The 12,064-nt window shown below is 54.4% G+C and carries 14 protein-coding genes and 1 other RNA gene; 11 read left to right on the forward strand and 4 right to left on the reverse strand.

Going from position 1 to position 12,064, the window contains the following annotated elements:
• The first annotated feature begins 43 nt into the window (after positions 1 to 43).
• The 8 genes from zapE to QT231_RS02205 all read left to right on the forward strand — a co-directional run bounded on the left by zapE (position 44) and on the right by QT231_RS02205 (position 6,425).
• The gene (zapE, locus tag QT231_RS02170) at positions 44 to 1,228 is read left to right on the forward strand and encodes a cell division protein ZapE (RefSeq protein ID WP_308335294.1); all 1,185 of its coding nucleotides are present in this window, start codon (positions 44 to 46) and stop codon (positions 1,226 to 1,228) included.
• A gap of 182 nt (positions 1,229 to 1,410) precedes the next feature.
• Positions 1,411 to 1,839 (forward strand): 50S ribosomal protein L13, encoded by a 429-nt coding sequence (gene rplM / locus QT231_RS02175; RefSeq protein WP_007114705.1) that lies wholly within the window; start codon positions 1,411 to 1,413, stop codon positions 1,837 to 1,839.
• Positions 1,840 to 1,852: 13 nt separating this feature from the next.
• Positions 1,853 to 2,242 (forward strand): 30S ribosomal protein S9, encoded by a 390-nt coding sequence (gene rpsI, locus QT231_RS02180; RefSeq protein ID WP_022523918.1) that lies wholly within the window; start codon positions 1,853 to 1,855, stop codon positions 2,240 to 2,242.
• Between the two features lie 208 nt (positions 2,243 to 2,450).
• A complete protein-coding gene (gene petA, locus QT231_RS02185) occupies positions 2,451 to 3,050 on the forward strand; it encodes a ubiquinol-cytochrome c reductase iron-sulfur subunit (RefSeq protein WP_308335295.1) in 600 nt (199 codons plus the stop codon).
• Positions 3,050 to 4,309: a cytochrome bc complex cytochrome b subunit gene (locus QT231_RS02190; RefSeq protein WP_308335296.1), complete on the forward strand. Its 1,260-nt coding sequence runs from the start codon at positions 3,050 to 3,052 to the stop codon at positions 4,307 to 4,309. The genes petA and QT231_RS02190 overlap by 1 nt, the downstream gene beginning before the upstream one ends.
• A complete protein-coding gene (locus QT231_RS02195) occupies positions 4,309 to 5,076 on the forward strand; it encodes a cytochrome c1 (protein WP_308335297.1) in 768 nt (255 codons plus the stop codon). The genes QT231_RS02190 and QT231_RS02195 overlap by 1 nt, the downstream gene beginning before the upstream one ends.
• Positions 5,077 to 5,225: 149 nt before the next feature.
• Positions 5,226 to 5,852 carry a stringent starvation protein SspA gene (gene sspA, locus QT231_RS02200; RefSeq protein WP_308335298.1) on the forward strand — a complete coding sequence of 209 codons (627 nt, stop codon included), beginning with the start codon at positions 5,226 to 5,228 and terminating at the stop codon, positions 5,850 to 5,852.
• A 66-nt stretch (positions 5,853 to 5,918) separates the two neighbouring features.
• Entirely contained in the window at positions 5,919 to 6,425 is a 507-nt protein-coding gene (locus tag QT231_RS02205; protein WP_308335299.1) for a ClpXP protease specificity-enhancing factor, read from the forward strand.
• Between the two features lie 80 nt (positions 6,426 to 6,505).
• Here the strand turns inward: QT231_RS02205 and QT231_RS02210 are convergent, their stop codons facing one another.
• The 4 genes from QT231_RS02210 to QT231_RS02225 form a co-directional block, all read right to left on the reverse strand.
• Complete coding sequence (locus tag QT231_RS02210) at positions 6,506 to 7,078, reverse strand: BON domain-containing protein (RefSeq protein ID WP_308335300.1); 573 nt, start codon at positions 7,076 to 7,078, stop codon at positions 6,506 to 6,508.
• 64 nt (positions 7,079 to 7,142) lie between these two features.
• Positions 7,143 to 7,733, reverse strand: coding sequence for a phosphoheptose isomerase (locus QT231_RS02215; RefSeq protein ID WP_008958676.1), 591 nt, complete (start codon positions 7,731 to 7,733; stop codon positions 7,143 to 7,145).
• Positions 7,734 to 7,791: 58 nt separating this feature from the next.
• Complete coding sequence (locus QT231_RS02220) at positions 7,792 to 8,163, reverse strand: YraN family protein (RefSeq protein WP_308335301.1); 372 nt, start codon at positions 8,161 to 8,163, stop codon at positions 7,792 to 7,794.
• Positions 8,153 to 9,661, reverse strand: a complete 1,509-nt coding sequence (locus QT231_RS02225) for a penicillin-binding protein activator (RefSeq protein ID WP_308335302.1) — start codon at positions 9,659 to 9,661, stop codon at positions 8,153 to 8,155. The genes QT231_RS02220 and QT231_RS02225 overlap by 11 nt, the downstream gene beginning before the upstream one ends.
• Before the next feature lie 114 nt (positions 9,662 to 9,775).
• Here QT231_RS02225 and rsmI point away from each other — a divergent pair, with 114 nt between their 5' ends.
• From rsmI to rsmH, 3 genes are all read left to right on the forward strand, one after another.
• Complete coding sequence (rsmI, locus tag QT231_RS02230) at positions 9,776 to 10,633, forward strand: 16S rRNA (cytidine(1402)-2'-O)-methyltransferase (protein ID WP_308335303.1); 858 nt, start codon at positions 9,776 to 9,778, stop codon at positions 10,631 to 10,633.
• A gap of 32 nt (positions 10,634 to 10,665) precedes the next feature.
• Positions 10,666 to 11,036, forward strand: an RNA gene (gene rnpB, locus QT231_RS02235) — RNase P RNA component class A.
• 67 nt (positions 11,037 to 11,103) lie between these two features.
• Positions 11,104 to 12,060 (forward strand): 16S rRNA (cytosine(1402)-N(4))-methyltransferase RsmH, encoded by a 957-nt coding sequence (rsmH, locus tag QT231_RS02240; RefSeq protein ID WP_308335304.1) that lies wholly within the window; start codon positions 11,104 to 11,106, stop codon positions 12,058 to 12,060.
• Positions 12,061 to 12,064: the final 4 nt, after the last annotated feature.

The following is a 12,064-nucleotide window of genomic DNA, read 5'->3' on the forward strand; positions in this document are numbered from 1 at the left end:
GGTTGAGCTGGCTGCTGCCTTACATGCTGTAGGAGGCGAGTGCATGTCATCATTATCTGCGGGTAGGGCAACGGCAAAATCGCGCCCTGCATCGCCTATAGAGCGCTATCGGGCGGACTTGGAGCGCGATGATTTTCAATACGATGCCGCTCAGGAGTTGGCGGTCAAGCATCTGCAGCGGCTTTACGATGAGCTTATCGCCGCGCCAACCACCGCCCCCAAAGCCCTGGTCGCTAATAAAGGCCTAAAAGCTAAAATGGCTGGGTTTATGGGTAAGAAAATTTCGTCGTCTGACGAGCCTGTCTTGCCTCAAGTTAAGGGGCTCTACTTTTGGGGTGGGGTAGGGCGTGGTAAGACCTACTTGGTCGATACCTTTTATGAAGCCTTGCCTTTTCCAGACAAAATGCGCACCCATTTCCATCGTTTTATGCAGCGTGTTCATAATGAGCTGACCCACTACAAAGGTGAAAAGAATCCACTGACCCTCATCGCAGGTAAATTTGCCACTGAGGCGCGGGTTATCTGCTTTGATGAGTTTTTTGTCAAAGATATTACCGATGCGATGATTCTCGCCAATTTGCTGGAGGCGCTGTTCGAGCGTGGGGTTGTGTTGGTGGCGACCTCTAATATTGTGCCTAATGATTTGTACAAAGACGGCCTTCAGCGGGCGCGCTTTTTGCCAGCCATTGAGCTTGTGAATCGCCACTGTGAGGTGGTTAACGTCGACTCCGGGGTTGATTATCGGCTTCGCGCCTTGGAGCGTGCGGCGATCTTTTACTCCCCGCTTGATGAGGCGGCTGAAGGTGAGTTGTCGCGTAGCTTTCGGGAAATCGCCGGGCATGAAGGAGAGTCAGAGGCGTCGCTAGAGGTAAATCATCGCGTACTTAAAACGCGCCGGCTGCATGATGACGTCGCCTGGTTTGAATTTCTTGAGCTCTGCGATGGGCCGCGCAGTCAAAACGATTATATTGAGCTGGCCCGTGAGTTCCATACGGTGCTGGTTTCCAATGTAAAACGTATGGGTGCCAAGCAGGATGATCAGGCACGCCGCTTTATTAATATGGTTGACGAGTTTTATGACCGCGGCGTGAAGCTGCTAATGTCCGCGGAAGCGCCGATCGAAGAGCTGTATAGCGATGGCAAGCTAACGTTTGAGTTCCAGCGGACTCTCTCTCGCCTCCAGGAGATGCAGTCCAAGGAGTATCTGGCGCTAGCGCACAAGCCCTAGGCCTGGCCAGCGTAAGGTAAGCAAAAAAGTCACGAAACGGCTTAACTTGTCAGTTGCCTTGCTGTAGAATGCCGCCTCGCTGCATGTTGCTGGTGTAAGCCAGCAACCAAAAAGAATAGGGATGGTGCTTCGCCGTACAACGGCGTAAGTCACCCAATACATTTAATCTGGTGATTTCATCCATGAAGACGTTCAGTGCTAAGCCGCAGTCCGTCCAGCGCGACTGGTATGTAGTCGACGCTACGGACAAAACGCTCGGTCGTCTGGCAACCGAGATTGCTCGCCGCCTACGTGGCAAGCATAAGCCCGAATTTACCCCTCACGTTGATACCGGCGACTACATCGTCGTGATCAACGCAGAGAAAGTCCATGTAACCGGTAATAAGGCGAAGGCTAAAACCTACTACCGCCACACTGGTTACCCGGGCGGTCTGCGCTCCATGACATTCGACAAAATGCTTGATCATGCGCCCGAGCGTATCATTGAGTCTGCCGTTAAAGGCATGTTGCCGAAAGGTCCCTTGGGCCGTGCCATGTACACTAAGTTGAAAGTGTACGCTGGCGCCGAGCATCCGCATGCTGCCCAACAGCCGCTTGAACTGAACCTCTGAGGAAATCTTCGCCATGACACAGCAGTATTACGGTACCGGGCGCCGCAAGACTTCCACCGCTCGCGTGTTTATGAAGCCGGGCTCTGGCAAAATTACAGTCAACAACCAAGACCTCGACCTCTATTTCGGTCGTGTTACCGGTCGTATGGTTGTTCGTCAGCCGCTTGAGTTGACTGAGACATTGAACCAGTTTGACATCTTCGTGACTGTCGCTGGCGGCGGTGGCTCCTCTCAAGCTGGCGCCATTCGTCACGGCATTACACGTGCCCTGATGAACTACAACGAAGATCTGCGTCCTTCGCTACGTGCCGCTGGCTACGTAACGCGTGATGCGCGTCAAGTTGAACGTAAGAAAGTCGGCCTGCGCAAAGCACGTCGTCGTCCGCAGTTCTCCAAGCGTTAATTTCTACGCTATGCGGCAAAACGCCCGGGTCATCGACCTGGGCGTTTTTTATTGGAATATCAAAAAATTATATTGCTTGTACCACTATGGTCACGAGCGGTTGTTCTTGTGCACAGCGCTTTGTTTTTTTACCATAGAGCGTAATTAATATTCGTCGTCGCAAGACGCCTTTGCGGCGGAACGGGTAAGCTGATGGGAGAAACCTGAAATGGCAGATAACGGCGTAAACAAAGGCCGACGCCGTTTCCTCGTAGGTGCCACCTCCGTAGTGGGTGCGGTAGGTGCTGTCGGGGTTGCGGTTCCCTTTGTGGCTTCTTGGCAGCCTAGTGCCAGGGCAAGAGCGGCGGGTGCTCCCGTTCAAGCAGATATATCCAAGCTTGAACCTGGGGAGCGGATGACCGTCGAATGGCGGGGGCGTCCGATTTGGATCATCAATCGCACACCTGAAATGATTGAGCGCACTGAGTCGCTTGGAGAAGGGGTGCTTGCTGATCCAGAATCAACAGTGCCACAGCAGCCTGCTTATATTGAAGGGCACATGCGTTCTATCAAGCCTGAGATTGGGGTGTTGATCGGTATCTGTACGCATTTGGGCTGTTCGCCGCTCTTTCGTCCGGAGCCCGATGCTGAGGGTGTCGGCGTTGATAACTGGCCGGGTGGTTTCTTCTGTCCTTGCCATGGTTCTCGCTTTGACTTGGCTGGTCGCGTGTTCAGCAACGTCCCCGCGCCAACCAACCTTGAGGTGCCACCCTACCGCTTTGAAAATGACGATATCATTGTCATCGGCGAAGATGAGGAGAATGCCTAATGGGTAATCCGAATAAAGCCAAGGCGGAAAAGGGCATCATGCGGTGGGTGGATGATCGCTTTCCTGCTACTCAGATGTGGCAAGAGCATCTCTCTAAATATTATGCGCCGAAAAACTTCAATTTTTGGTACTTCTTTGGCTCGCTAGCGTTACTAGCGCTGGTTAACCAAATCCTGACCGGGGTTTGGCTGACCATGAGCTTTAACCCTTCCGCGGAAGGTGCGTTCGATTCCGTCGAATACATAATGCGCGATGTGGAGTGGGGGTGGTTGATTCGCTATATGCACACCACTGGCGCCTCCGCTTTCTTCCTTGTCGTCTATCTGCATATGTTCCGTGGCCTTTTGTACGGTTCTTACAAAGCGCCCCGTGAGCTTGTGTGGGTCTTTGGTATGACGATTTACCTGGTACTAATGGCGGAAGCCTTTATGGGTTACCTGCTGCCGTGGGGGCAAATGTCCTACTGGGGCGCGCAGGTTATCATCTCGCTGTTTTCGGCTATCCCGGCGATTGGCCCCGATCTGGCGCAGTGGGTACGTGGCGATTTCCTGATTTCAGGCATTACCCTAAACCGTTTCTTTGCGCTGCATGTGGTCGCATTGCCAATCGTTATTCTGGCGCTCGTTGTGCTGCATATCATTGCCCTGCATGAAGTGGGTTCCAACAACCCAGACGGCATTGATATCAAACAGAAGAAAGATGAGGCCGGTGTGCCGCTGGATGGAATCCCGTTCCACCCCTACTACACGGTGAAAGACCTTGTGGGTGTGGCTGTCTTCCTGTTCGTGTTCTGTGTGGTGGTGTTCTACTTCCCAGAGGGCGGCGGCTACTTTATTGAAAAGCCCAACTTTGATCCGGCGAACCCGCTACAAACGCCTGATCACATTGCGCCGGTTTGGTATATGACGCCTTTCTACGCCATTCTCCGCGCGATAACCTTCTCTGTGTTTGGTTTGGACGCTAAGTTCCTGGGCGTTATATTTATGGGCGCGGCTATTGCAATACTGTTTGTTCTGCCCTGGCTGGATCGTAGTCCGGTGCGCTCTATGCGTTACAAAGGCTGGATGTCGAAAGTGATGCTGCTGCTATTTGCTATCAGCTTTGTCATTCTGGGAGTGCTGGGTGTATTGCCATCGACAGAGGGTAGGACGCTTCTGGCTCAGGCGTGCACCGTGATTTATTTCGCCTTCTTTGTCTTGATGCCGTTCTACACCAAGCTGGAGAAGACTAAACCCGTTCCGGAAAGGGTGACTGGCTAATGAAAAAGTATCTATTTGGACTCCTTTTCGCTTTAGTGCCAGTAACCGCGATGGCTGCAGGAGGCGCAAGTGTGCCTCACTCGATGGATCCTGATCTGCACGATCAGGCCTCGCTGCAAAATGGCATGAAGCTTTATGTCAATTACTGCATGGGCTGCCACTCGCTGCAGTACCAACGCTTTGCTCGTGCGGCTGAGGATTTGGGAATGCCTCAGGATCTGGTAGAAGAGAATCTGATTTTCTCACCTGAGCTGGCCTATAACGATCAGATGCATAACGCCATGAACAGTGGTGATGCAGAGAGTTGGTTCGGTGCGCCACCGCCCGACCTATCGCTTAAAACACGTGTGCGGGGAACCGACTGGATCTACTCTTATCTGCTCGGTTTCTACAAAGATCCTAGTCGTCCCACGGGCGTCAATAACACCGTGTTCGACTTGGTAGCGATGCCAAACGTGTTGGAGCCTCTGCAGGGCGTGCAGGAGCTGGTGTGTGCTGAAACGGATCACCCGGTTGAAGGCCAAGAGCCGGACGCGTTATCGGGCAAGTACCAGTCTTGTGATGTGCTGCAAGTGACTGAGCCGGGTGAGCTCGAACCTGCTGAGTTTGAGGAAGCGATGTATGATCTTACTAACTTCCTGGCTTATGTAGGTGAGCCCTCCAAGCTTCAGGCCCAGGCGCTGGCTCCTAAAGTGCTGATCTTTATCTTTATTTTTGGTGTGATAGCTTACTTGCTCAAGCGTGAGTACTGGCGAGACATCCACTAATTAGTAGTCGCTGATGGTCAGTGGGGCGCACGGCGTAAGCCGTGCGCCTTTTGCTTGTCAGTGTGGTAATAAAGCAAAGCAGGCTAGCTTCCCCTAAGGTAGCGCTGGCGTGTTATTATCCAAGATTGTTTTGATGTGAGGATGCTTTCATGGGTGTTGTGGCCAAGCGGTCGTCGATGATCTTTTACTCAGGTAGTGATGATCATTTCAGTCATCGTGTGCGCATTGTGTTGGCCGAGAAGGGGGTTGCCGTCGATATCGTCGATGTGCTCGATGAAAAACCACCGGAAGAGCTGGCAGACCTCAACCCGTACAACAGTGTGCCGACGCTGTTAGATCGTGACCTGGTGCTGTATGAATCAAAGGTTATGATGGAGTACTTGGATGAGCGTTTCCCGCATCCTCCGCTGTTGCCTGTTTATCCAGTGGCGCGCGCGCAAAGCCGCCTATGGATGCACCGCATTGAGCGCGAGTGGTGCCCAATGGTCGATTTAATCCGCAGCGGTGGAAAGAAAGAGGCGGATAGGGCGCGTAAAGAGCTGCGTGAAAGCCTGATTGGCATATCGCCGATTTTTGAGGATATGCCTTATTTCATGAGCGAAGAGTTTACGCTGGTGGATTGCTGTTTGGCACCTGTCTTGTGGCGTTTGCCGGAGCTCAATATCGAGTTGCCTGAAAAGCAGGTTAAGCCGCTGCTGTCCTACATGTCGCGAGTATTCGAGCGTGAAGCATTTAAGGCATCTTTGAGTGAGCGTGAAAAAGAGATGCGCGCTTGAATCCATTCGGCTCCTGTGTGCTTGGTAAGGGCAGGGAGCCTTTCTTGTAAGGAGGAGGGAGTCTAGATGAAATCGAGTCGCCCCTATCTCGCCCGAGCACTCTATGAGTGGTTGTTGGATAACGAGCTAACGCCTTACCTGGTGGTTGACGCTACTTTGCCTGGCGTGGAGGTGCCCCGTCAGTTTGTTCAGAACGGTCAGATCGTTTTGAACGTGGCGCCGACCGCGGTGCGTGATCTCTTTATGGAGAATCAGGCGATAGGCTTTAATGCGCGCTTTGGCGGGCAGCCCATGCAGGTAATGATACCGACTCCGGCCTTAATCGCTATTTATGCCCGAGAAAATGGCGCAGGAATGGTCTTTGGTCATGAGCCTGAACTGGGTGAGGATGCCGAGTCTTTTGGTGATATTGAGGATGAGGAGAAGCCCTCTACCAAGCCTGAGCTGTCGGTGACTGAGCCGGTTGCTGAGAAGCCTGGCAGTAATTCTAACGCTTCAAGTGAAGACGCTGACAAAGAGGCTCAAGCAAAGAGCAAAGCGAAGAAAAAGCCCACCCTGCGGGTAGTTAAATAATACCCAGGGGGAGCCGCACAAAAAAAGCCTCGCTTTATTAAGCGAGGCTTTTTTGTGGCTACTGGAAGGTGCTGAGACGGTTAGTCGAGGTAATCAAATACTTTTACGATTCGTTGTACGCCGCCAACGGAGGAGGCTGCGTTGACGATGCGGTCAGCCTCTTCACGGGTAACGCGGCCCATCAGATAAACGCTAGCATTTTCAGTGGTAACCTTTATTTTGGAAGAGTCGATGCGGTCATTGGTGGCCAAATGGCTAACTACGTTAGTGGTTAGCCAGGTGTCGGCCAAGCGCTGGCTGGCGGGTAAATTGGCGGCGACGGTCAGCTCGTTATGAACTCGATTAACGCCGCGTAGGTTGCTAGTGACGTCTTCCGCCATATCGCGAAGCTCTTCGCTGGGCACCTGGCCTACCAGTAGCACAACCCCGTTATAGCTATGGGCTCGAATGCGGGCATCATCTAGCCGTGCATCCGCGCGCTCCAAGGCACGACCTACTTCACGCTCGATAGTTGTGTCGACGGCTTCCACATCGTCACTACGCTGGGCATAGTTGGACTGATTGGAAGCTGAGTTATTGGCGCAGCCAGTGATGAAGAGTGCTGCACAAAGCACAGCCACTATTAGGGCACGGGGGGAAGGGCGTTGGGTCATCGGTATGACTCCTTGTTATGCTAACAGTTAAAGACATCGTGGTTGTTGACGCAGTAAAAGACGGCTAAGCGCTGCCAAACAGCTGTTCATCGATAAGATCGCACAGACAGTGAATCACCAGCAGATGAACCTCCTGAATACGCGCCGTCGATGTCGCCGGGACGCGAATCTCGCAGTCATCCTGGCCTAGAAGCGACGCCATATCGCCACCGTCGCGGCCGGTAAGGGCGACCACTGTCATATCACGATCATGGGCGGCTTGAATGGCTTGCACAATATTGCCTGAATTACCGCTGGTGGATATAGCCAGTAACACATCCCCCGGCTGCCCTAGGGCGCGAATCTGCTTTGAGAACACCTCATTGTAGCTATAGTCGTTGGCAATAGAGGTAAGCGTAGAGGTGTCGGTAGTGAGCGCCAGTGCGGGCAGGCTGGGGCGTTCACGTTCAAAACGGTTGAGTAGTTCTGAGGAGAAATGTTGGCTGTCTCCGGCGCTGCCGCCATTACCGCAGCTGAGAATTTTCCCTTCGCTAACAAGGCACTGCACCATCATTTGGCTGGCTACTTCAATAAATGGCGGAAGTACTTCGCTGGCGTAGGTCTTGGTGTCGATGCTGGCGTTGAAGTGGCCGAGTATCCGAGATTGAAAGTCCATCAGGGCTTCCTGGTTAAATTAGAGTGTTTAAGACCGTTTTAAAAAGCTTCAAGAACAGTTAAAAGGCATCGAAGGCGGCTTTCACCCAGTCAAATTCGAGGTTGGGCGGCTTGCCCGTAATCGCCAGGATATCAAAGCGGCAAGGTGACGAAAGCCCGCCACGGGCGATATAAAGTCGTGCCGCACGTACCAAGCGCTGCTGTTTTTGGTAAGTGACGGTTTCCAGTGGGTGTCCGTAGCGCGTCGTCGTACGGTGTTTGACCTCAACAAAGACAAGAATATCGCCATCTCGCATTACCAAGTCAAGCTCGCCCCCTTTCACGTAATGGTTCTGCGTGACGAGGGTGAGCCCCTGTTGGTGCAGCCATTGAGCGGCAATTTGCTCAATGGCTGCACCGCGGGCGCGGGCAGTATGGGCGTTAGTCGTCACTTTCGACCAGATTAGGAATTAAAATAGGTGATGGAACGCCATTCTGGAATTTGGCCCAGGGCAGCTCGCGGTAAATGCGTCCATCGCCACGCAGATAGAGCGTGCCGGTGCTGCCATTAAGGCCGTTAAGCTCGTCAAGATTGGTAAAACGAATGGCCAGCTCGTAAGCATCCACGCCCATTGCCATTAGGCGAAACATGGAGGCATCGGACTCGTCGCGTAGGCTCTGATAGGTCGCTGCAAAGGGCACGGCTTCTTCGCCACCGACGGCCGCATCAGGGATCTGCCAGGGAATATCCACGAACATGACATCGTTTAGGTCTTGATCAAGGCGCGTCTGCAGGCGCCCTTCGTGCAAATGCGAAGTGGCATAAATGGGCAGATTGGGGGCGTAGTAGTAATCCATAGTGGGTGGCACCTGACGTGCATACTCAGGCAGGGCGAGTAGAAAGAGCGCGTCAATATTACTTAGGCGAGCGCGATCACCGCTGACATTGAGGGCGGTTTGAACGGCGTTGGAGACCGAACTCTCTGGATTGTAGCGCACGGCATTAGTGATTTCGCCGCCCTGGCTATGCCACTCATTCCAGAAGGCTTCGCCTACGCGTCGGCCCCAGCCATTATCGGGTACCATCATGGACACTTGGCGGTGGCCATCCTGCCAGGCGCGGCGGGCAACCTGGCGCGCTTCATCTTCAGCCGAAAGGCCATACTGGAACAGGCGCTGGGCTTGGTTGCTGTCGCCGCTGCCATAGTTGAGTGCCAGTGTCGGCAGCGGCACGCTGTCGCGCTGCTCTAGCTGGGTGACCTGATCTTTATCTAGCGGGCCAATGATTAACTGCGCATTCATCTGCTGCGCGCGGTCATAAAGCTCGTCCATCGAGTAGCGCGAGGCGTCCAGGAAACTCAGCTCGACGTTGCTACCTTTGACATCATGGTGTTGGCGCATGGCAGTGGCGATGGTGTTGGCGACACTGCTAAGCGGGCCTGATTCAGGCAAGGCGACGACGATACGGCGTATGGCCTGCCCTTCAAGCTCGGGGAGGGCAACACTAACAGCACCGCTGGGTTGATCGAGCGCCTCGCGAGCCCAGCGCTGACGCTCTTCAAGCCGCTCTTGCTGATTGGCTTGCATTGGTAGCTCGTCGTCAAGCACTTGGGTGGCGCGAAGTACGGCGAGCGGCTCATTCAAGGCGCGGGCGAGTTCGGAAAATAGCAGTGCCCAACGTACCCGATCCGACTCTGATAACAGGCTTTCATCGATCCCGTCGGCGGTTTCAAAGGCTCTTTCGCGCTCCCCTTGCCGGGCCAGAATATTGGACGCTTCCAAGCGTGTTTTGGCGGCTTGTTCTGGCGCTTGCTGTTCCGCCTGGCTGAGTAGCTGGCCGGGATCTTCATCGGGCACACGATCTACCACGCTAGGCGATTGCATCGCACAGCCAGCAACCAGAAATGCCATGAGGGCAGCGGCGAGTAAGCCACGTAATGACTGTTTCATGTATCCTTCCTTAGGTTTCCATTTGCGCTGTCGCTGCTTGTCAGCGATTGACCAAGCCACTGCACAAGCATAGCGCACCAGCAGGGCAAGCCATCAACGAATTGAGAGTCAACAATGACAGACGATAATCCGGGCACATTGTACGTGGTTGCTACGCCAATTGGGAATTTGGATGACTTAACCGCGCGTGCCGCTCGGGTATTAGGGCAAGTTTCGCGCGTTGCGGCTGAAGATACCCGCCATAGTGGGCGCCTGTTGGCACACCTGGGGCTGAATAAGCCCATGCTCTCTTTGCACGAGCACAACGAAGCACGCCGGGTGGATGCGCTGGATAGTTATCTTGCTGCAGGTGAAGATATTGCCCTGATCAGCGATGCCGGAACACCGCTGATTAGCGACCCTGGCTTTGTATTGGTGCGCGAGTTACGGGCACGCAATCGCCATATCGTGCCCATTCCCGGCCCCTGCGCGCTGATTACTGCGCTGTCAGGCGCGGGCTTGCCGACAGACCGCTTTGTATTTGCGGGTTTTCTGCCCGCCAAGCCAGGCGCGCGTCGCCAGGCGTTAGAGGGTTGGAAAACCCGCGAAGAGACGCTGGTATTTTATGAATCCCCTCACCGTATCGTGCACACCCTTGAGGCGCTACAGGAGCAAATGGCGGATCGTGATGTGGTATTGGCGCGTGAACTGACCAAAACCTTCGAAACGTTCCTGCACGGTACGCCTGCGTCGCTATTGGCGCAGTTGACGGAAGATCCTAATCAGGCCCGCGGCGAATTTGTAGTGATTGTTGCGGGTGCCCCGCCGGTTGAGCAGAGTGAGCATCAGGATATATCGGCAGATGCCTTGTTGGAGGCGCTGTTGGCAGAGGGGGTTGGTGTAAAGCAGAGTGCTGCGATTGCCGCTCGAATGCTCGGTGGTCGTAAGCAAGTCTGGTACGCTCGTTTGCAAGCAATTAAAGGTGAGCATTGAGGCAAGTCGAGGGCACTGGTATGCTTGCCGCCGGAGTTGGCCAGACAGTCGCCGCTAATACCCCTCAAAAGGTGTTGGGGGAGGAAAGTCCGGGCTCCATAGGGCAGAGTGCCAGGTAACGCCTGGGCGGTGTGAGCCGACGGAAAGTGCAGCAGAGAGAAGACCGCCTAAGCCCCTGAAATAAACCTCTGGGGCCGGTAAGGGTGAAAGGGTGCGGTAAGAGCGCACCGCGCGCCTGGTAACAGTGCGTGGCATGGTAAACCCCACTCGGAGCAAGACCAAATAGGGATCCAATGGCGTGGCCCGCGCTGGATCCGGGTAGGTTGCTTGAGCGCTGTGGTAACGCAGCGCCTAGAGGAATGGCTGTCCACGACAGAACCCGGCTTATCGGCCGACTCCCCCATTTCCACATTAGGGCGTGCACGCACGCTCTTTATTACGTTGCTTCTAACATCTTGTGTGAGAAAAAAATGCCTTCTCCTGACGCTGAACAGGTTGCTTCCCGCTTTCGCCATACCAGCGTACTACTGGAGGGTGCTGTCGATGCCCTGGTTCACGATACGCAGGGTGTCTATTTAGACGGTACTTTCGGGAGAGGCGGTCACTCACGTTTGATTCTTGATCGCCTGGATACCCAGGGCAAGCTGCTCGCTATGGATCGTGATCCCCAGGCAATTGCCGCAGCCGCTGAAGTAGACGATCAGCGCTTCCAGATTACCCAGCGTGAATTTGCTCAGCTTGGTGAGTTTGCTCGCGAGCAGGGCTTGTACGGCAAGCTGTCAGGGGTGCTGCTCGATGTTGGCGTTTCATCGCCTCAGTTGGATGACCCCGAACGCGGCTTTAGCTTTATGCGCGACGGCCCGCTGGATATGCGCATGGATCCTAGCCAGGGCCAGAGCGCTGCTGAGTTTCTGGCCCGAGCCAGCGAGGCAGACATTGCCTACGTGTTTAAAACCTATGGCGAAGAGCGCTACGCCAAGCGATTGGCCCGTGCTGTAGTGACGCGTCGGGTTGAGAAGCCGTTTACCCATACGGTGGATTTGGCCGAAGTATTAAAAGTGGCTCACCCCGCCTGGGAAAAGGGTCGTCATCCCGCCACCAAAGCCTTTCAGGGGCTGCGTATTTTCATCAACGGCGAACTGGAGCAGTTAGACAGCGCTTTAGACGCGGCGCTGGAGACACTGGCGCCGGGTGGTCACTTAGTGGTTATCAGCTTTCACTCGCTGGAGGATCGCCGTGTGAAACGCTTTATTCGTCACCATGTTCGGGGCGATACCGACCTGCCGCGTGGGGTGCCGATTCGCGACGATCAATTGAATCGACGTCTAGAGGCGCTAGGCAAAGGCGTGCGGCCAAGCGACGAGGAGGTGGATGCCAACCCTCGCGCTCGCAGTGCCGTCATGCGGGCTGCACGCAAACGGATGTAAATGT

The organism is Halomonas sp. SpR1 (assembly GCF_031010175.1).
In the GTDB taxonomy this organism is placed as follows: domain Bacteria; phylum Pseudomonadota; class Gammaproteobacteria; order Pseudomonadales; family Halomonadaceae; genus Vreelandella.